This window comes from Methanobrevibacter thaueri, from assembly GCF_015062905.1.
Lineage (GTDB): Archaea > Methanobacteriota > Methanobacteria > Methanobacteriales > Methanobacteriaceae > Methanocatella > Methanocatella thaueri_A.
In genome coordinates this window covers 1-22393 of record NZ_SUTK01000027.1, presented here as the reverse complement: position 1 = coordinate 22393, position 22393 = coordinate 1, and the positions used below count along the sequence as shown (strand labels likewise).

Sequence of the window (22393 nt, the reverse complement as noted above, 5' to 3'; positions counted from 1 at the left end):
ATTGACAGTGATTAAACCTTTAGCATCACTTACAACTGTGTATCGTTTACCATTGATAATGATTGTTACTTTTGCATTTGCAATTGGTTTATTTAATCCGTCAACGATTGTTGCCTGGAAGTCCATGCCACTGTTGTATCCACGATTCATATTGCTTGAAACAATTTTGGAATTAATTAATGCATTTGTTGTGTTCTGAGTTTTATTTGGATATGCGCCGTCGCTGATAAATGATATGAGAATTTCATCATCATCCTTCAAATCAGGAATTGTAACAACAGCAGTGCCATTAACAACATCCGCAGTGTAGTTCTGTCCATTCACAGTTACTACAATTTTACCTGTAGCGTTAGCTGGAACATGAACCCTTAAAGTAGTATTTTCACCAGTGGTTTCACTATCAAGGTCAAATTCGAAATCAACTACTTCAAATGTTGCAGAATCACTGGTTCCAATAATATTATCATCACCCCTACCTTCAATATTAACAATATATTCACCGACATCGAAATCAGCTAAAATAATGCTCATTTCCTGTTCGTCGCCTTCATATTTAAAGGTAGTATCAAAGACAACTTTATTGTTTTGATCCAATACTTCAATGTAATAGCTTGTTGGATAATCATCATAGAACCTGACGACTACATCATCACCATAAGCCACATCATCAATAGGGTAAATCTGGATGTTTGACTCAGCAGGATAAACTGTGAAATCAGCATTGGTAATATTATTGACATAATCAGGATTGTCAAAAATCACATTAGTTGTGTAGTTACCAGCATTTAATAGATAATCATCTCCACAGTATCCTCCAGTACCGTTTACTACTTCAATTGGTATTTGGGTTCCGCTGATATCCACAGTATAGATACCGTCGACGTCAGCCACGATATTAATGAGTAAATCCCTACCATATTCGAAATCTTCAGCATACACGACAACAGTATTGTTTTTATTTACATTGAATATAAATGACGCAGTACTTCCAACAACATTGTCAGTTCCTATGTTGGCAACAGTCAGATTATACTGACCAACTTCCAATACAGGAAGGGTGAACAATAGGGAATTGGAAATTTCAGTGTAAATTACCTTGTTTCCGCTATCATATATTGTGATATTATATTTATATGGATAGAAATCGCTGAAACGAATGGATACTGTTGTGTTCCAGGCCACATTTTCATCTAAATCAACAATTTCCACATGGGATTGGGCCTTTTTGATTGAAAATGTAGTGTTGACAGCATTGTTATTGCAATTAACATTATTGAATGTGACATTTGCAGTGTAGTCTCCAGCATCAAGGTCATCAAGTGTCTGTCTGCCTTTTCCATTTTCCACATAGACTGTTATGTTTCTTGTGTTGAGAGATACAGTATAATCACCATCAACATCAGCGGTAACTGTGACTGTAATTTCCTTACCATAGGTTCCATTGTTTACATCCACTTTTATGTTGTTATTGATCTTATTAACATTGAAAGTGGTTGAATTCTTGCTTTGTGTCCTGTTGGTGTTTCCAAGGTTGACTACGGTTACATTATACTCACCAGCATTCAATCCGGAAATGTTGATTGATTTTTCATTGATGATTTTTGTAAATGCAACATTGTTGTTTTTATCATAGACGGTCACATTGTATGATGTACCGTCACCTTCAAATGAAACGGCGACATTTTGGCCATAATTCACATCTGAAATCGGATTGACAGTAACTTTTGAGTTTGCTTTAATGATTTTGAATGTTTTATAATCTGCACTTCCTTCAACGGTTTCATTAGCATAATTATAAATGCAGATATAGTAATCCTTATCACTTGCAGGCAAATCAACAATTACATGATCCAAATCAGTATCATTGACTTCGAAATAGAAGGATTCATCCTCATCGGTAATTAAAACATCAACAGTGGTTCTGTTTGTAACATTAAATGGTATGTGGACATTTCCGTATGTAAATTCGGTTCCATTTTCAATGTTGATTTTAACTTCACTAGAATTGGTATGAACTTTTGATACTGTGAATTCATCATCTTCTGAATATTGAGTGTAATAGCTGTCTTCAAAGTGTGTAGCATTGAAAGTATATTTTCCATCAATTAATGTATCGAAATTGAATACAGCCTGACCGTTTGCATCTGTTGTTAAGATTACATTTTTTATAGGCCTGTTTTGACTATCTTTTATTACAAGAGAAATTTTTATTCCACTTTCATTTGATGAATATACAGGATTGCTGTCGGTTGTTATTTTTCCGTTCCAGTAAGTTACATTGGAAAATGTTATACTTTCAAAAGATTGTATGGCGTTCATATAGTTTGTGCCACCAACGAGGGCCAATATTAAAGAGGTGCCGTTGGTTTTGAATTCAAAATCGGTTGCGTTTGCTTTGTTGTCAAGGAAAATGGAATTTTTAACGGTCACATCCTCTGCACCGTTGTATATTGCTCCACCCTCTTTGAATGCAGTATTTAATCTGAATTCACAATCGTCAATAGTTATGTTTTTGTCACCGCTGATTGCAATTGCTCCTCCTTGGGATGCAGTGTTGTTTGTGAATTTGGATTTTTCAACAATTACATTTTCACTACCCAATATACGGATTGCTCCTCCATTATACATGTCGATTTTGTTGTTTGTAAATTCACAGTTTGAAATAGTTAAGCCTATTACTTTATCAAAAAGTATTGCTCCACTTGAATCCTCAGCAGTGTTGTTTATGAAGTTTGAATTCAGGATTTTGACATCGTTTACACGATCCATCTTGATGGCTCCGGCATAATCATCTGCAAATCCGTTCATGAATATGATATTGTTGAATACCACATTATTGGTGTCACTAATATCAAATATTCTGGACTTGCCTTGTGCATTGATTTTGTGGCCGTTACCGTTGATTGTGATTGCATTTCCAATTTTAATTCCGTCAGTAATGGTGTCCAAGCCAATGGTGTAGGTCACATCACGTGTAAGGTCTAAAGTTCCGCTTGCAGCATCAATCTGTTTTTGCAACCATGCGAAATCCCCTTCTGTCTGAGTTATGTTGATAGTTAGAATTTGGTTGTTTATTTTTGCGGTAACTGTTTCTTTTATGGCATTTGTTGTGAAAGAAACGGTTGCCTTGTTGTCTCCAACCTGTTTGTCTGTAAATACACCCTCTTTGTCTGAAGAGAATTCAACATTCCAATTGGTCAGTTTTCCAGTGAATGCTTGACCCTTGTTGTTTATAAAGTAAACGGTTAATTTTGAGTTGCCTGCCTGTGATTCTGTTACATTGATGTATGCGCGCAAATATCTGTCATCTGAGATTACGGTATTACTTCCTACTCTGTGCCATTCAACGATATATTTTGCATCATTGAAGTTTGGATTGTTGGTTCTCCACCAGTTGTTGGCAATTGTTCCGTATTTTCCGCAGTTTAATATGCCGTTATCACTGGTAGCCTTGTTGTTGAGGAATATGTTGTCCACCATAGTTACTGTGGAACCGGATGAGTCGACATATATTGCAGCACCTGATCCTTGTGTTTTGGATTCAGTCAAAGCTGTGTTTCCTTCGAAGTAACAGGACTGGAATGTGACATCATTTTTATTGTTTATGAATATTGCTCCTCCGTAGTATCCTGTATTGTTTATGAATGTAAGTCCATATGCAATATTTTCAAAAGTTGAAGCATAAATCGCACCACCTTTATTTGCAGCTACATGATTCCATGTTTTAATAGAGTTGTTTATGAATGTACATGGAGTATAATCATTAAGCCATACCAATGTATCAGCATGAACTGCACCTCCTCGATCAACTGCACTGTTATTTATAAAATTACATCCGCCAAGCTCTAATCTGTTTGTACAACTAATTGCTCCACCATATCTTTGTTCATTCCATATTTTAACATAGGTTTTTAAAGTAGCCTGATTGTTGGTGAAATTTGAGTTAATCACTCTAAGGGTTGATTTACCCTCATAATTAATTGCACCACCTTTTCTATGTTCATACCGACTATATTCTGCTGTGACTTGATTGTTGTTGAAAATACAGTTGCTTATCAAGACCCCTTGTGTATTTTTACTATCTATGTTGATTGCACCACCGGCTGATGAACGAGCAAGATTGTTTTCAAATATTGAATTTCTGATTCCAGTGGATTCTGCGTTGAGATATATGGCTCCTCCACCATTATCTTTATGATTTTGATTTTTTATAAATGTGGAGTCTGAAATGTCTAAAATGTTTCCATCACCCCAAAAGTAAATTGCACCACCTTCATACCAAGCGGTGTTGTTAATGAATGTACAGTTTTGTATAATATATTTAATATTTTCAGGACCGTCTACATAAATGGCCCCACCATGCAATAACACACCATTTTTAAAAATCAGATTCTTTATTGTGACAGTGATGCCATTGCCTTCTTTGCTGTCTGATTGGAAAATTCCTGTAAATCCTCCGGCATCGATGGTGTGACCCTTTCCATCTATTTCTATGCTGTGTTTGATGTTTATTACTCCATCACTTTCTTTTGCGGCATAGTCCTTTTCGAAAGTGAACTCATTATTTGTCTTAAATGCCTCTTCCAATTCGGTGTATGTTCCCACATTAGCAGTTAAATTATCATTATCGTTAATTTTACTTATTATTTCATCTGTTTCTTCCGTTTGAAGATTGTCTTCAGTTACAGTTAAAATCTCTCCATCATCTGTCAGTTGTGTTTCATTTTGAGCTGCGCTTGTAAATGATATGCTCAGTAAAATGAACATTATTAAACTGATGATGAAAATCTTATTTTTCAATCTAATATTTTTTACCTCCCATTAGGTTATACATTCATAATTATGTAAGAAAGAGTATATATCTATTTGTAATATAGTTTAAAAAGAGAGCTGTTTTTAAATATAATACCAAATTCCTACTTGTTTATTTTTTTAAAGTTATGCAATTTTTAACTTGAAAAAGGGCATGTGACACAAAGTCCCAATTTTTTCAAATTTTTTTTCAATCGGATTCATTAAATTTTACTTACTTTTTTTTAATAATGGAAAATAAGATAAAAACAGAATTGGGTAGAAATAGATGAAAAAATAAAAAAAGAAGATAAATACAAAGGGTATCTATCTTTTTACTTTAGCTGTTCTTTTTACAGTGTGTTTGAGGTAGGTTACTTGGTATTTGATTTTTTTGCCAACTTTGAGTTTTTTCAAGATGGATTTTTTAATGGTTACTTTTGCAATTCCTTTTTTGTTGGTTTTTGCTTTGTATTTTTTGCCTTTGAATTTGAAGACTACTTTTTTGCCTTTTAGTGCTTTTTTGCCTTCTTTTAAGGTTGCTTTTAGTACTAGTTTTTTGGCGGATTTTTTGACTTTGGCTTTTTTGAGTGTTAGGACTTTTTTGACCTTAATTTTGTTGGATACTGTGATTCCTTTGTATTCGGCTTTCACTGTATAGGTTTTTGGGAGGTATGTTTTTGTGAATTTCATTGTAATGTAGCCGTTTTTGTCGGTTTTGAGTGTTTTTGCTTTTCCGTTGATTGTCACTTTAACTGCGACACCTGCACCTACTGGACTGCCATTGTCTCCGATTATGCGGAGTTTGTATTGGTAGTTTTTGCCGTAGTAGGTGTTCACGTTCTTGTTGCCGGTTATGCGGGTGACTATTTTAAGTGTTTTAGTAATAGTTTGCTTGTTGAACGGATTGGATGCAGTCACTGTGTATGTTCCTATTGCCAATTTAGGATTGATGCTTGCAACACCATTAGCGTTGGTAACGGCACTGTATTTTTTACCATTGATGGTAAACTCTATTGCTGCATTTGCCACTGGTTTACCATTTTTATCAAGCAATGTTACTTGATAGTCTGTTCCGCTGTTGTATCCGCGTGTCATGTCGTTTGCATGTATTTCAGAGTAGAGCAATGCATTGGTTGTGTTTTTGTTTTTGGCAGGGTAGTTTTCATCACCGGAATAGATTACATCAAACTCGTCATCATCTGTCAGGTTTTTAATATCGACAGTTGCAGTACCGTTGACAATGCGGGCAGTGTAATTGCCTTTTCCTTTGACCATTACTGTTACGTTACCTGTTGCGTCTTTAGGGAAATTAATAACCAGTGTTGTGATATCTCCACTTTCATTGGTTTCAATATCCATATCAAACTCATCGTTTTTGTTCACAGTCACATTTACAGCAGTGAATGCGGAAGTATAGTTTTCGGTCTCTTTATATGTTACATTGAGGACATATTCGCCTGCAGACATACCTTCGAATGTTACATAAGTTTCCTCATTTGCTATTAGAGTAACATTCTTTGTTTGATTGCCTACTTTTACAGCATAAGTACCGTCAACAGTAGCTGTGATTATTACAACCACGTCTTCAGGATAGGTCACATCAGAAGTGTCAACAACAATTTGAGGAGTTGCCTTTGTCACGTTAAATTCCATATAGCTGGAATTTCCAATTACGCTGTCATCGCCATAGTTGGTGACATTGACTCTATATTCGCCGACAGCCAGGCCTGAGAAAATTACACTCATTTCAGGGCTCTTGTCATCATATTCAAATGTGGTATTCATTACTCCAGTTCCGTTTTTATATGTAACCTCAATAAAGAATACTGTTGGATAGTCATCGTAGAACCTGACAACGACATCTTCGCCATATGTAACGTTACCTATTTCATAAATCTCAAGATTGGATTCAACCTGAAATACTGTAAATGTTGTATTTGTGATGTTATTTGTATAAAATGGATTATTGAATGTGACATTTGCATAATAGGTGCCTGCAGGTAGTTGTAGAGTATTATTGAAACCTATTCCATTTTCAACTTCAATAGTTAATTCAGTACCGTTAATGTCCACAGTGTAATAACCGTCTACATCGGCATATATTAGAACTAGAAGATCCCTTCCATAATCTTCATCATCAACGATTATTTCGACATTATTGTTGCTTTCCACATTGAATGTGTAGGAGTATTGGCTTCCAATTACATTATCATTGCCTAAGTTGGTTACAGTCAAGTTATATGTTCCAGTAGGTAAATTAGAAGGTATTGTATACAATAGGGATGTTGTATTTTCACTGGACACGATAACATTTCCCTCGTCATAGATTGTAACGTTATACTTTGCCGGATAGAAATCAGTGAAGCGGATGGTTCTGCCTTGATTGTAAACAACATTTCCGAAATCAAAAATTCCCACGTTGGATTGCGCTTTTTCGATGGTGAATGTGTCATTTGTTGCATTGTTGTTATAGTTAGCGCGTGCAGATGTTACGTTGGCTGTGTAATATCCCGCACCGAGTTCAACTGTTTCAGAACCCACACCGTCTACAACATTGACAGTTACGGTTGTGGAATTGATTTTCACGATATATTCACCGTCTGCACTTGCCCTGACGGTTACGGTTATGTCCCTGCCGTAAACGTTATCGTCAACACTTACAGTGCAGTTGTTGTTAATTTTCGATACAGTGAAATTGTCAGATGCTGAATTTTCTTTTTTGTTTTCGTTTCCAAGGTTGGTTACGGTTATAGTATATCTGCCTGCATCCAAAACAGGTATACTCATTGATCCATCAGCATTTGCAACCCACACGATTTCACTATATGCGATTTTATTGTTTTCATCATATATTGTGACATTGTAGTTGTGACAATCTGAATCACCTTCAAATGAAATTCCACTAGTTGCAGAATAATTAAAATCTCCAGGTGATTCAGTTATCTGAATATATGAGAGTATTTTATTTACTTTAAACAATATGGAGTCCCTACTTGGATTAGTAGTCTCATTTCCAAGGTTATATATTGTAATGTTGTAATATTCATCGCTTGCAGGTAAAATCGGTTCGATATAATTGGATCCTGCCAATGAGTCATATATTTTAGTACCATTGTAATCTGTAATCACCGCTCTGATTTCAGTCTTATTTTCATATTTAAAGTCAATATGCACATAGGTCTGATTGAATTCTGTTCCGTTGGGGGTTATGATTTCAACTGAACTGTTTTTAGGGGCAACATGAGATACACTTAAACTGCCGTCAACACTTTTTTCGGAGTAATATGAATCCTCATAATGAGTTGCTGTGAATGTATAATTCCCATCTGCGAGCACAGGCAAATAATAATATGTGCCCACACCGTTCTCTTTAGTATATACATCATCAAGGTGGGTAAACATGCCATGTTCTCTTATGATTAAGGTAATAAGACTGTTAACAATAAAATTAACATCTGATTTGACTGGAATAGCGTTGGTTTTAGCAGTTCCATTCCAATATGTCACATTGGAAAATGATAAATCCTTATCGGAATAAATTGCATTAATATAGTTTTCATTACCTGTTAGGGTAAATACAAGTGTTCCTCTCTCCTTTTTCATTGTCATATCCTTGACTGATGCTGTATTATTTAGGAAGATGGAATTTGAAACTGTTCCGTTTAATCCGATCCACCTAATCGCACCTCCTTTATCGGTAGCAACATTAAAACTGAAATAGGAATTTAAAATTTGAGCATTGTCTCCTTGAATATAAATCGCACCACCTTCGCTGGCCTTACCATTTTTAAGAGTTACATTGTTTATGGTAACTCCATTTGATGTAATATTAAAGATTCTGGAATTCTTTAATGCATTTATTGTATGTCCGTTACCATTGATGGTCAATGGCTTATCAATTACAATACCCTCGGTAATGGTATCAACATTTGGAGAATATGTAAAATCTCGTTCAAGATTTAAAACACCTTCAGCATTATTAACTAAATTCTGCAACACTGCAAAATCCCCTGTAATATTTGTATGAATGGTTCCACCCCCGCCTAACAGGGTCCCCCACTCGTTTGACATTTGAATGGTGACTGCATATTGACCTGCTTCCAGCGGTGTGAAAATAAAACTGTATTTTTTATCGGTAGGAGTGATTGTAGCTTTTTTATCGGAAGTTAAACTTGCAACATATCCGTCCATTCTATCAGCTAAATCCATACCTTCTTTAGTTACAAATTTCACGTTTAGAGTTCCATTTTCAAATTTAGAAGTTGGCTCCCTGCCCCAACTAAGAACAACACTTAATGGATGGCTGTCACTATGTTTGTCATTGCTTGTGAACCTGTGCCATTCCACAAGATAAGGTTGACTGAAATCAGGATTATTATTGCCCCACCAGTTATATTCAACAGATTCATATTTTCCACAGTTGTAAACTGCTTTATCATCATGAGCATTATTGCCAACGAAAATATTATATCTTAAAGTTAGTTTGGCACCGGCAGAATCCATATAGATTGCCGCACCGCAACCTGCTGTCCCATCAGCATGACTAGCAACATTACCTACGAATAAGGAGGACTCGATGTTTGCATTGCCTTTGCTGTTTATATATATCGCTCCACCATAATATGCCCAATTCTGATCAAAAACCAATTTCTTTGCAGTGTTGCCGAATTTTTGTGCATAAATCGCACCTCCTTTATTAGCTGAAACCATATTGTCACGAGCAACCTGGTTTTTTGTGAATATGGATGTTGAGTCCGCCCAATCTATAACATCAGCAAATATGGCTCCACCATTATCGTGAGCCTTATTACGAGTAAAGTTACATGCATCTATTTTAATAGTTTCAGAACTGTAAATAGCCCCGCCCTCATTAGACCCCATATTGTCTGAAAAATCTGAATTGCGGAAAGTGACAGTTCCAGGACCACAATTATAAATCGCACCACCTTTTAAACCATCTCCACTAACTTGATTTTCAACAAAAGGACAGCTATCAACGATGAAATCTTTTTCATGATTAGACTTTACATAAACCGCACCACCATGATTATATGCAAGATTCTTATTAAATGAGGAATGTTTAAAAACATCAACTTTCCCATCTATGTATATTGCCCCACCATATCTATTAGCCTGATTGGAATTAAATTGACAATTAGAAAGACTTAGGGAGTTGTCACTACCCTCAAAATAAATAGCTCCTCCGCAACGGTATGCATGATTACTGTTGAAAGTACATCCATCTATAATCAAATCTGAATATTGGCAGTTAATGGCTCCACCATCTTCTCGAGCTCCATCATTTAAAAATGTACAGTTTATAATAGTGAATTTGGAATTTTTAACGGTAAAGTGAAGGGCTCCACCGTTTTCAGTTTTTGCATTTTTAAATATTATATTTTTCAAAACGACATCAATATTCCCAGTTTTATGGGAATTGATTATGCCTGTTTTACTTCTAGCGTCAATATAATGTCCGTGACCATCAACTACAACAGATTTTCCAATTGAAACTGAATCATATCCACTGTCCGCATACTGATAATCCTTATCCAACGATACATTACCACCAGCATCAATTTTTCCTTGTAAATCATTATAATTTCCCGTATCAGATAACACATCATTATCTTCACTACTGCTTATAATCTCATCATCATTCGTATTCAAAACTTCCTCTTCACTGACGCTTTCATCGTCAATCGTTAAAGCGTCACTTGCATCATCAGTCATTATTGTCTCATTTTGAACAGCAAAAACCGAAGAAACGCTAAACAAAATGAGCATGACCAGTGCAATCATGAAAAATTTATTAATAGACTTCATTTTTCCTCCATAATTCTGTATAATATTTCATACAATAAAACTTATATGAATCATTATTAATATAATTTGGCGAATAAAATTGAAAAAATTCATTTTTAAAGGTTAATTTTTTTTACATGAATCTGCTGGGATTTCTACAAATCCAAGTTTTTAAATGATAAAAAGTTACTTTTATAAATATAGAAAATCATATCTTTATGTGATATTTTATTTAATATCTTAATTTTTACGAGTGATTATTATGAAAATGTATTACGACGACGATGTAAATACAGACGCTCTTGAAGGAAAAACCATAGCAGTAATTGGTTACGGTTCTCAAGGAAGAGCACAATCTAGAAATATGGCTGATAGTGGAGCTAACGTTATTGTAGGTTTAAGAGAAAACGGTAGTTCTTGGAATGTAGCAAAAGAAGATGGAATGAATGTCAAATCTATTGAAGATGCTGCAAAAGAAGCAGATATCATTCACATTTTGCTTCCTGATGAAATCCAGGAAAAAGTCTACAATGAACAGATTGCACCTTATGTTGAAGCTGGCAACACCATTTCATTCTCTCACGGTTACAACATCCACTTTGAGTTAATCAAACCTGATGAAACCGTAAATGTTGTAATGTTTGCACCAAAAGGACCAGGATCCATGGTAAGAAGAACCTACGAAGAAGGATTCGGTATTCCAGGTCTCGTTGCAGTTGAACAAGACGCAACCGGTGACGCTTTACAATTAGCATTAGGTATGGCAAAAGCTTGCGGATTAACCAAAGCAGGTGTATTGGAAACCACTTTCCAAGAAGAAACCGAAACCGACCTGTTCGGTGAACAAACCGTTTTATGCGGTGGTATCACTGAATTGATCAATGCAGGATTCACTACCTTGGTTGAAGCAGGTTACCAACCTGAAATCGCTTACTTTGAAACCTGTCACGAAGTAAAACTCATTGTTGATTTAATCTACGAAAAAGGTTTTGCTGGAATGTGGACTGATGTAAGTAACACTGCTGAATACGGTGGATTAACCAGAGGAAACAGAATCATTACTCAAGAAGCTAAAGACGGTATGAAAGCAGTTTTAAAAGAAATCCAAGATGGTACCTTCAAAAAACAATGGGCTGATGAAAATGCTACCAACGGCGCTAACCTTAAAGAAATGAGGGCTGCTGAAGGTCAAAAAGACATTGAAATTGTTGGTGCAAGATTAAGAAAAGCTTGTGGATTACAAAAAGACGATTAAACACGTCTTTTTTCTTTTTTTATTTTAATTTTTAATATTTTTCTAGTGTGGTAATAATGGTATTTATTGGAATGGACCATGGTACAACCGGAATCTCTTTTTGCATAATGTCCGATGAGGGGGACGTTGTCGATGTATTTAAAATCGGAAGGGAGGAAAGTAAACAGGGTCTAGTTTCTGCCTCAGAAGAACTGAAAAAACGTGTTAATTTAGAAGATGTTAAATTAATGGCAATTACATACGCAATGGGCGATGGCATTAGCCAAATTTTACCGACCGATAAAGTCAAGGACCGTGGAATATTATCAATCAACGGCGCCGGCAAGGTTACCGGCGGAGGAACTAGCGTTTTCGATGAGCTTGAAGAGTTGAATCTGCCGTCAATAATGATTCCGGGCCTTCACAAGGACTCAGAATCTTTAGATGAATTGTTTAGGGCAGCCTATTCTCACCAGGCAAGTCCTGAAAAGGTCAGCATATCCTATAATGCAGTCAAGGAAACCGGATGGAGCAATTTCATAGTTGCCGACATCTCCTCAAACAGTGTGGATATCTTAATCGAGGATGGCAAGATCAAAGGTGCCATCGATGCATGTCTAGGCGCTATGGGAGTTGTGCATGGACCGCTTGACTTGGAAATGATCAGGGACATTGATGAGAATGGTGCATCAGCTAACGGATGCTTTTCAAATGCCGGAGCAGTCAAGATCGCAGGAATTGACGGAAAAGTTGCCGACATGAAAAATCAGCTTCTGGACAATTACCGCCAGGGTGATGAAAATGCGAAACTTGCAATCGACACATTGATAATGACCGTAGCAATGGAGATTGCAGGCCTTGACGTTGTGTGCGAAAACGATATCGAGGGCATTGTCCTGACAGGTTCCATCGGATCATCAACCGAACCTTTTGACTTTAAAAAAGAGATTGACAAATACTTTAAAGGCAAATATGACTTGAAAGTGATATCATTTGATTCTGGAGCTATTGGTGCTGCTCAAATAGCGATGGATGTCTTTAATGGTGAAAAAGAGATATTAGGTATTAAAGTTAATATCTAATCTTCTTTTAAACTTATAAAAATTATATTTCCGCCTTTAAGTGTTTCAATACCATTTTCATTTTCTAAAACGAGATTTAAGTAGTTGTCAATTGCTATTACTTTACCTTCGGTTTGATAGTCTCCTCTTAAATCAACACTTACATATTTATTTTTAAATTGAGTAAAAAGTTTGTTTACATTATCTTCGCTCATTGTTTCAAATCCTTGAATATTCTACTTTTACATTAGTCTTTCAACTTTAAATACTTTAATGTTTATAGTATATAGTATGGCAATTAATCAATTAGAAAGCAATTTGGAAGCTATTACTCGTACAATAGCTCAACTTAAAAAAGACGGATGCACTGACGAAAAGATTTTAGGCGAACTTAGGGCTGAAAGGGAAAAGATACTTAAAGACTTAAACTTATAGGTATCTTATCTCAACCATTTTTTTAATAAACTCATATCACTTGTCAAATCTATTTTCAATGGTGTTATTGTAGTTTTTTGCATTTTTTTGAGTTCATAACCATCGCTTCCCGGCTCGTCAAACTCATACGGCTCACCACCAATCCAGTAATATGGCTTGTTTCTCGGATCCAGACGTTTTTCAATAACGGGAGTATACATCCGTTTTCCAAGTTTTACGACTTCAAACTCTTCATCTGAAGGATTTTCCGGAATGTTGACATTCAGCAAGTCAATTCCTTCAGGCAAACCTTTTTTTAAAACGATTTTAGCCAGTTTGTTAAGCATTTTTTGTGAAAATTCAAAATCGATTTCGACATGGCCGTTTTCAAACTTGATGTCGTCTCTTGTAACTTCCTTTGAGATTGCAATGGTTGGAATTCCAAAGCTTGCAGCTTCAATTGCGGCGCCTAGTGTTCCGGATGTTGTCAATTCGGCCTGGCCCAGATTAAAGCCGGTATTTATTCCTGAAATCATGATGTCCGGTTTTTCATCCATTATTTCAAACAATGCTATTGTCACAGCATCTGTCGGTGTTCCCCCAACTCCATAGCCTATGCTTCCATCCTTAAGAATGTGTTCATTGACTCTCAATGGTTCATATAATGTTAATGCATGGCCGATTCCACTTTGCTGAGTTTCAGGAGCCACAACGTATGTTTGGCATAAATCTTCAACTGCTTTTTTTGATGCAAGTATTCCTGAAGCGGTTATTCCATCGTCATTACTGATTAATGCTTTCATATACATTAATTAGGTGTTAATTTTTAAATAATTTTTGTTATAATGCCCGTCCTCATATTTGATTTCTTTTATTTATGTTAACTTTCTTAAAAAGCATTTGATAAACTAATGTCTAAATTTAATCATGTTAATTTTATAATTTGAGGTAAATATCTGTTTAAATTTAAAATAAACAAATTAAAAACAGTTTCTTAAATCGATGAAAAGCGTCTATAAAAAACTTTAATAACAATTTCATTCATAAAATATAATATTATTGTAAAAAAAATACATGCGGGTGGAAACTTGGAAAAACCACAATTAATTAATTTTATAGCGAAAGTAATGGAGGATTCAGGTTTTAAGGTTTATAAGAATTTTAAAACCTCACAGAAAGTCATTGACATATATGCCATTCTGCCCACAACTATTGGGGACTTCGGGGTGGTTGTAGCATGTCTGAATTATGATAAGGAGTTTCAGGTCGGTGTTGACGTCTTGAGGGAGATGGAAGAGGTGCAGGCAAGCCTAAAAGCATCTAAAGTCACTATAGTGACCTCATCATATTTCTCCGATCAGGCTAAAAACTATGCAATCAGAAAGAACATCAAATTGGTTGACAGAAACAATCTGCTTGAATTGGCTAAGAAATATCAGGACCGGACCAATCAGACAACTCTCGACAACACTTCTTATGACGGCGGAGCATCCGCCTATATCGAAGAGGAATATCCTGAATACAATTATGACGCTTCCGACATGGAATATATCATGCAGAGAAGGGACGCTCATCCTAATTTCTATAAGAACACATTGTATAGGCAGGTTGATGAGCCTCATCATGGAGGATTGTCTTCAATTTTGAATAGGGGTCGCCAGCAAAGGACCACTGGCAGCTTAAGTCCTTATTCCCATCAGACCAACCTGTATAATTATGATTCAAGGGTCAGCTCTTATGGGGCAGGTTATTTCGGCGGCGCAGGTTCATTACTGTTCAGAATCATTAGCAACCCAATCGGTCTGATTCTGTTGGTAGTGGTTGTTTCCTATTTGCTGTCATTCATCGCAGGCAACCTGCTTAAGATGGATTCCGGCATAACCGGTTTAATAGAAATGTTTGTTGCTCTTGCTCTGTCTTATGGATTGTCATTCTATGCTGACAGAAATGCTGACTTTATTGTAAAAGGAACATTCATTTTCTTCATTTCATTAGTTATATTGATAATCTTAATCTTTGTATAGATTGGGATTGTGGTTTTCGGTGATGGGATTCAAATCTCATTGCTGCCTGTATTTTTTTTCAAAAACACCATTATTATGTAGATTAATCCAATCAGATATAGGAACCATATCATTATGTCTGTTGGACCTGTTTCTATCCAGATTATTGTATGTGTCAGGATGAATGCATATATTCCGATTCCGGCACCTTTTTTTATCTTATGGACCAATCCAAGAAATGCTCCCATAAATAGCATCTGTATTGTCAGTCCTAAATATCCGAAATCAAGCATTACCGGGCCGAATAGTGTTGATGTGAGGCATACGTTGTAGTGAAGGACATATTCGCCGATGAATGTCCTTGGGCTTCCTGATGAAAATATCATCGCCAATATCTTGCCGTTTGTTGTGCCTGCAAGAGGCAGGATTCTTTCAAATACTTCCAATGTAAATGCCGCACGATAAAATACGAGTTCCAGTGGGTTCAATGTCCAGTTCTGACCTGAAATTGACTGGGAAGCGATGTAGCCGACACCCATCAGTCCGACAACGATTATTGCAATGAACACTATTCCGAATTTTCTTGAAATCTTATCCAGATAGTATAATGTGATAAATGAGCTGCCTAAAATCCCCAGCACTGAGGTTCTGTAGCCGTTAAGGCCAAATATAAGTGCTCCTATAATTATCAAAATCAGATATTTCCTGTCATAGTATTTTGCAAGCAGGAAGTTGATTGTTATCAAAAACAGAGGATATGCAATTCTCCAAATGTTTGTAGTTGCATTTGCCTTTAGGGTAGAGTTGAAAAGTGGAATTCCACCTAAAAGCACTAGATTTAGGCTTTGCAAGATTAAAGCTATTATTGTCAATATCAAAAGCAGCCTTTCACTCAAATAGCTTGTTTCAGCTGTCTCAAAATTTGCCTTATATTTGACGGCCAGATAACCTGCCGCAAAAACGGCACATGCAAAAAGAATTGTCAGAATCACTTCTGTGTCAAGCGGATCTTCGAACCTGTAGTTGAATGATCCGACATAGCCCATTGCGAGAAATGCAAGAATCGCAACTACCACAATCAATGGATTAAAGAAATCATATCTTTTCATATCAATCCCCTAATTCTTTAGCTGAAATGCATAGATTGCCGGCAAAATTAGGCATTGCGGCAACATGTGTGTGAACATAGCTTGCAAGGGTGTTCTTTTCCATAAAACCGTCCTGCAGGTCGTATGAACCTTTTCCCCTTGTGATTTTGAATGCAAGTGGGTTTTTAAGTTCGTTGACAATGACCTTTGAGTAGTGGAATTCATGCCCATGGAAGACTTCCCCCTTTTTGGAAATTATATTGTCTTCCTGTACTTCAGCTATTGTGTATTTTAAGGCTTGAACACGGTCTGTCAAAACGGCCTTGTATGGATAGATGTCAACCACCTTATCGTCATGGATTGAGTTCATGAGGTACATAAGACCTCCGCACTCCGCAAAGATAGGCCTTGACTCGTCGTGGAACTGCTTGATGTCAGAAAGCATTTGAGAATTGGCTGCCAGTTCCTTTGAGAAGAGTTCAGGATATCCTCCCCCAATATATAAAGCGTCAATGTCGGGCAGGCATTCATCATTCAGCGGTGAAAAGTACTCGATTTTGGCGTTGTTTGCTTCCAGGGATTCAATGTTTTCCTTATAGTAGAAATTGAACACCTCGTCATAGGCAACACCAATCTTCACCGGCTGCTTGTTCAGCTTGTTCCAGATTGGAATTGTTTCAGAAGTGATTTTTGGTGCTGATTTGGCGATTTCCACCAATCTGTCCAGGTCAATCGATTCCTGGATGGTTTTTGACCAGATGTCAATGAACTTGATTGAGGTTTCCCTTTCACGTGCAGGAACAAGTCCCAGATGCCTCTGTTCGATTGAAATGTTGTCGTCCCTTACAATTCCTCCGATGACCTCAGTTTTTGTTATTTCCTCGATCGACCTTTTGGTTTTCTCATAGTGTGCCTTGTTCTTGACCTTGTTCAGGATGACTCCCGCAATGTTGATTTCAGGATCAAGGCTTTTAAAGCCCAATACCAGTGCCGCTGCACTTTTTACAAGGCTTCTTGAATTGATGATTAGGATTACCGGTGCCTTCAGTGCCTTTGCCACTGAAGCTGTGCTTCCGATATCGTTTATTGAATCTATTCCTTCATACAGTCCCCTAACACCTTCAATGACTGCAATGTCCTTTCCTTCCATTCCCTTTAAAAATGAATCTCTGACTTGTCCTTCCTTCATGAAAAAGGAATCCAGGTTTCTTGAGGTGTTGCCGGTCGCTAATGTGTGGTATGACGGATCAATATAGTCCGGTCCGACCTTAAATGGCTGAACATCGTATTTTTTGCTTAAGGCCTTCATTATTCCTGTGGCGATTGTGGTCTTTCCAACTGCACTTCCGGTTCCCGCTAAAATAATTCTCATGATAATATATTATATCGTGTTTAATATATCTTTAATGTATTGTTTTTTTTAACGTTTTTTAATATATTTGTCAATATTTATAAACATCATTTAAAAAATTGTACTATTTTTTATACATATGATACTAATTTTTATTTATTACTTATAATCATTTTTAAAATAGTTCAAATATTTGAATATCATTTAGAATAGTTTATATATTATGTGTAAGTTATATATTAACGTTGATTAACACTTTAAAACTATCAACCATAACTTTATTTAAAAAGCAGATTCATTGAATTGAGGTTGCTAAAATGAAGAAATCGAAAATAGCAATAATATTAGTAATGATAACAATAATATTATCAATTTCTGCTGTTTCCGCAGCAGACATTGACGATTCTTCAGACTCAGCAATACAATCCATTGAAAAAACAGCTATAGATGAAGCGGTTTCAACTGATGCCGTTGATGATATTCAAATGGCTGAAAATAATGCGGATGTATTGGCTGCAGATGGAGACGGTAATTTCACTGAGCTTCAAACCTCTGTCAACACAGGCATGGTCGTAATGGAGAAGGACTACACCCGTGTTGAAGGCGAAAATGACATATCAATTTCAGTAGACGTTACCATTGAGGGTAACGGTCATAAGATTGATGCAAACAATCTTGGTGGAATTTTTAATGTTAATTCAGGATATACCTTAACTTTAATAGGTGTAACACTGATAAACGGTAATGCTGAAAACGGTGGAGCTGTTTACAATAACGGAGGAACACTGTCCATTAGTGATTCATATTTCATTAACAACACTGCTACCAAAAGCGGTGGTGCAATATACAATAATGGCGGAACTCTGGATGTAACTGGTTCCACTTTTGATGGAAACGATTTAACCAAACGTACAACAAATGGTTGGGGTGGAGCTGCAATTTATGATGAAGGCGGTTCTGTTCTTATTTCTGGTTGTACAGTAACAAATAACCTGAAAGAAATTAAACATCGTGGCGGAACCAAGACATATGCAGGTGATTTAAGTTCAGCTGCCGTAACAAGTTCAGGTACTTTAACCGTATCTGACTCATATTTTGCAAACAACAGCGGTTGCTACGGTGGTGCTATTTTAAGTAATGAAAACGGTATTTTAACAGTTTCCGGATCTCGTTTTGAAAATAATCTTGCATTCAATGGCGGGGCTATTGACTTTGCCGGACAACGTTATACTATAACCACTTCTAACTTCACCGGAAACTCCGCTAGAGGTACAGGTAGTGCTAAATCAAGCGTTGCTTACGGTGGTGCAATTTGTTCACAAGAGACTAGTGATGACTGTATAATTTCTGATTGTAGATTTGAAGATAACACTGCTGCTTATGGTGGAGCTATTTCAACTGATAATAGTAAGATTAGTGATTGTACTTTCATTAACAACAGTGCTGATGCTAAATATGCTGAAACATTTAATGGCCAATCAAATACAAATGGTTTTGCATATGGTGATGCAATATACAGTGATTCAAGCGTAGACATCGCTGATTCTACTTTCACTGATAACAAAGGTCAATTTAACACTGGTGTATATGTAAAAGATGCCGACATTACCGGCTCATCATTCAAGAATACTCCTATATATGTTGATGTTGAAGGATCACTTGACATATCTGATAACCAGTATGACAATGATGGCTCCGATATAACAGCTTGGAATTCTGATATCTACTTTGACGGCGTGGGAGATGTTCCTAGTTTTGATGGTACTCCTTATATTCATGCAGAAATTACAGGTTTTGCACAGTTACAAGCCATGATTGACGAGCTACCTACTACTGGTGGACGTTTAATGTTATCAGGTGATGTAAGTAAATTGGACAGTGAATATGAAAGCTTTGCAAACGGTATCATTATTAGTAAAAACACTAATATTTTTGCTGAAGGATATACAATCTCTGCTAATACTGGTAAAGTTTTCACAGTTAATGAAGGTGCTGCATTAACTTTAGATAAGGCTAATGTGGTTGGTGACGGCACTAGTGCTATTGTTAACAATGGTAAAGTTACCTTAAAGGTAGCTAGTCCTTCCACTTTCACAAATGTGGGTGAATTTGCAATAGACAATCGTGGTACTCTTAGTCAGGCTGGTATGACCACTTTTACCCAATTAAATGATTTAATTGCTTTGGTTAATGGTGGAGAAATCAGTATTGGTATGTCTAAAATCACCAAAGCGGACGATGAAAAAGCAACATTTGCAGATGGTATTGTTGTTGAAAAGGATTTAACAATTACCGGATATGCAAGTAGCAAACGTGTAATTAGCACATATTTGGATGCAGATAATTCCGGCAGAATCTTTTCTGTAAATGATGGTGCTACATTAACCTTAAATAAAATTATTTTAAAGAATGGTAATGCCGAAAACGGTGGCGCAGTATATGTTGAAGCCAATAATAATTTAATAGCCAACACTGTTGATTTCATTGATAATGTTGCATCAGAGTATGATGGTGGAGCTATTTACACTGTTGGAGGTACTATTGCTCTTACTGATTGTGTTTTAGATGGTAATGATGTTACTAAATTAGAAACCAGTGCTTCCCAAAATAGGGGTGGTGCGGCTATCTATGCTAAGGATGCTCAAGTGACTTTAGTCAATACCAATGTCATTAATAATGGTAGAAGTGAGCTTGATCGTAGTAAAGGCGACATGGTCAATGCTGTTATTAACTTAATTAATTCTAATGCTGCTATCACTGGAGGTCTGTTTGAAAATAACACAGGTATTTATGGTGGTGCTATTATTGCTGATGGTGATGGTAGTCAGACTTTAACCGTTTCTGGCGATACTTTCAAAAATAATAAGGCATATAATGGTGGTGCTATTGACATTAGCTCTATGATTACTGATATTTCTGATTGTACTTTTGACGACAATTGGGTTGTAGGTCCAGGTAGTTCAGGTTATTATGGTATTGGTGGTGCTGTCGCTACTGATGGTAGCGGTTCATTTAGCTTAACCAATTCCAATTTCACAGGCAATCGCGCTACTGGCCTTAATGCTTCTGCCGGTGCTGTAAGTGCAGGTCTTGATCAAGGCTGTCATGCAACAATTGATGGTTGTGTATTCAAAGAAAACACTGCTGAATTAAAAGGTGGTGCAGTATTCATAGCCGGTTATGATGATGACGCTACTATTTCCAATTGTAACTTCTCCGATGACAATACCGCTGAAATTGGAGGTTCTCTCTATAATGGCGGTAATTTAAAATTAACCAATAATGTCATTGAAGGGGATTCTGGAATTTATTCTTCCGGAGCGGGTAAAATCGACACTCATGCATGGGTAATTGTTAATGATAATCAAGATATCACTGTTGATTATTATGATACTATTGATATTGTTCTCAAAATCACTGACGATAACGGAAACATAATCAGGATTAATGAACCTACTATAACTATTGATATGGGTAGCTATGCCAATCGTAAGACTTTAACTCTTGATGAGGAAACTGGTTTCTATACTCTTGAAGGTTATATTATTGAACAATCAGGTTTACTTACTCCAAGTAGGACTACATTAGGAAAATACTTTAGTTATAATGCAAATACTAACCTTAACTCTTCATATGTTACTATGATTAAAGCAACTCCTACTGTTGAAGTTGTATATGAAAATGTCACTGACCTTGATGATGTTGTTATTAATATTAATGTAATTGGTAAAGAAGGGGCTCCTAAGATTTCCTGGGCTGCTACTGCTGCCACTCCATTTAAAATCGTTGTGAATAATGAAACTTATAAAGTTAAAATCAGTAATGGTGTGGGTAGTGTGACTATTCCTAATTTACCTGCAGGAAATTATGTTATTAATGCTTCTTGGGATGGAAATACAAAATATAATGGTATTGAACCACAATTATACAATTTACTTGTAACTCCTTTAAAAGGTACTTACACTGATTTACAGGCTCAAATTGATGCTGCTGATGGTGTTTTAGATTTAGCTTATAATTTCACTTATAATGCTGATATTGATGGTGCTAATTTCATTAATGGTATTGTAATTGATAAGGACATTCAAATTGATGGTAAAGGATATACCATCTGCGGTTCTGATGCTACACGTATTTTCAATGTTTCTGGTGCTGAGTTGCTTTTAAACAATGTTACTCTCTGCCATGGTGCAGCTGATGAGGGTGCCGGTGTTTATGTTGGGTCTGGTGCTCAATTATATGCTGATTACGTAGTATTTGAGAACAATGTCGCTTTGGATAACGGTGGTGCTATTTACACTGACGGCGGAGAAATTTATATTCATGATTCTGTTTTAGATAGTAATGATGTTGCTAATTTAGAAACAAGTGTTTATCAGAATATGGGTGGTGCCGCTATTTATGCTAAGAATACTTTTATTGGTTTATTTAATACTAATGTTACTAATAATGGCAGAAGCGATCTTGACCGCAGTAAAGGTGACATGATCAATGCTGTTATTAACTTAATTAATTCTAATGGTGCTATCACTGGAGGTCTGTTTGAAAACAACACCGGTATTTATGGTGGTGCTATTATTGCTGATGGTGATGGTAGTCAGACTTTAACCGTTTCTGGTGCTACTTTCAAAAATAATAAGGCA

11 protein-coding genes are annotated in these 22393 nt (G+C 36.3%); 5 read left to right on the top strand and 6 right to left on the bottom strand.

What is annotated here, in order from left to right; translation table 11 throughout:
- Positions 1-4767, bottom strand: a 4767-nt coding sequence (locus E7Z79_RS06480) for a right-handed parallel beta-helix repeat-containing protein (RefSeq protein ID WP_303739152.1), incomplete at its 3' end; no start/stop codon positions are given.
- Between the two features lie 351 nt (positions 4768-5118).
- Positions 5119-10620, bottom strand: coding sequence for a hypothetical protein (locus E7Z79_RS06475; RefSeq protein ID WP_303739151.1), 5502 nt, complete (start codon positions 10618-10620; stop codon positions 5119-5121).
- Positions 10621-10861: 241 nt separating this feature from the next.
- Between E7Z79_RS06475 and ilvC the strand changes: the two genes are divergently transcribed.
- Together ilvC and E7Z79_RS06465 are read left to right on the top strand one after the other, a co-directional pair.
- The gene (gene ilvC / locus E7Z79_RS06470) at positions 10862-11854 is read left to right on the top strand and encodes a ketol-acid reductoisomerase (RefSeq protein WP_303739150.1); all 993 of its coding nucleotides are present in this window, start codon (positions 10862-10864) and stop codon (positions 11852-11854) included.
- A 56-nt stretch (positions 11855-11910) separates the two neighbouring features.
- Positions 11911-12915 carry a methanogenesis marker 12 protein gene (locus E7Z79_RS06465; protein ID WP_303739149.1) on the top strand — a complete coding sequence of 335 codons (1005 nt, stop codon included), beginning with the start codon at positions 11911-11913 and terminating at the stop codon, positions 12913-12915.
- Here the strand turns inward: E7Z79_RS06465 and E7Z79_RS06460 are convergent.
- Complete coding sequence (locus E7Z79_RS06460) at positions 12912-13109, bottom strand: LSM domain-containing protein (protein ID WP_292600341.1); 198 nt, start codon at positions 13107-13109, stop codon at positions 12912-12914. The genes E7Z79_RS06465 and E7Z79_RS06460 overlap by 4 nt on opposite strands.
- A 76-nt stretch (positions 13110-13185) precedes the next feature.
- Between E7Z79_RS06460 and E7Z79_RS06455 the strand changes: the two genes are divergently transcribed.
- Positions 13186-13329 carry a hypothetical protein gene (locus E7Z79_RS06455; RefSeq protein WP_292600343.1) on the top strand — a complete coding sequence of 48 codons (144 nt, stop codon included), beginning with the start codon at positions 13186-13188 and terminating at the stop codon, positions 13327-13329.
- 5 nt (positions 13330-13334) lie between these two features.
- Here the strand turns inward: E7Z79_RS06455 and surE are convergent, their stop codons facing one another.
- Positions 13335-14111 (bottom strand): 5'/3'-nucleotidase SurE, encoded by a 777-nt coding sequence (gene surE, locus E7Z79_RS06450; protein WP_303739148.1) that lies wholly within the window; start codon positions 14109-14111, stop codon positions 13335-13337.
- A 285-nt stretch (positions 14112-14396) separates the two neighbouring features.
- Here surE and E7Z79_RS06445 point away from each other — a divergent pair, with 285 nt between their 5' ends.
- On the top strand, positions 14397-15332 hold the full coding sequence (locus E7Z79_RS06445; protein WP_303739147.1) for a restriction endonuclease: 936 nt from the start codon (positions 14397-14399) through the stop codon (positions 15330-15332).
- A gap of 29 nt (positions 15333-15361) precedes the next feature.
- Here E7Z79_RS06445 and E7Z79_RS06440 read toward each other — a convergent pair whose 3' ends face one another.
- Together E7Z79_RS06440 and cfbB are read right to left on the bottom strand one after the other, a co-directional pair.
- Positions 15362-16420, bottom strand: a complete 1059-nt coding sequence (locus E7Z79_RS06440) for an oligosaccharide repeat unit polymerase family protein (RefSeq protein WP_303739146.1) — start codon at positions 16418-16420, stop codon at positions 15362-15364.
- 1 nt (position 16421) lies between these two features.
- Positions 16422-17771: a Ni-sirohydrochlorin a,c-diamide synthase gene (gene cfbB / locus E7Z79_RS06435; RefSeq protein WP_303739145.1), complete on the bottom strand. Its 1350-nt coding sequence runs from the start codon at positions 17769-17771 to the stop codon at positions 16422-16424.
- A gap of 296 nt (positions 17772-18067) precedes the next feature.
- Here cfbB and E7Z79_RS06430 point away from each other — a divergent pair.
- On the top strand, positions 18068-22393 hold a 4326-nt coding region (locus tag E7Z79_RS06430; RefSeq protein ID WP_303739144.1), incomplete at its 3' end, for a hypothetical protein.

Coding starts and splice junctions, on each gene's coding strand:
- E7Z79_RS06475 (WP_303739151.1), bottom strand. CDS start 10,620: ATGAAGTCTATTAATAAATTTTTCATGATTGCACTGGTCATGCTCATT.
- ilvC (WP_303739150.1), top strand. CDS start 10,862: ATGAAAATGTATTACGACGACGATGTAAATACAGACGCTCTTGAAGGA.
- E7Z79_RS06465 (WP_303739149.1), top strand. CDS start 11,911: ATGGTATTTATTGGAATGGACCATGGTACAACCGGAATCTCTTTTTGC.
- E7Z79_RS06460 (WP_292600341.1), bottom strand. CDS start 13,109: ATGAGCGAAGATAATGTAAACAAACTTTTTACTCAATTTAAAAATAAA.
- E7Z79_RS06455 (WP_292600343.1), top strand. CDS start 13,186: ATGGCAATTAATCAATTAGAAAGCAATTTGGAAGCTATTACTCGTACA.
- surE (WP_303739148.1), bottom strand. CDS start 14,111: ATGAAAGCATTAATCAGTAATGACGATGGAATAACCGCTTCAGGAATA.
- E7Z79_RS06440 (WP_303739146.1), bottom strand. CDS start 16,420: ATGAAAAGATATGATTTCTTTAATCCATTGATTGTGGTAGTTGCGATT.
- cfbB (WP_303739145.1), bottom strand. CDS start 17,771: ATGAGAATTATTTTAGCGGGAACCGGAAGTGCAGTTGGAAAGACCACA.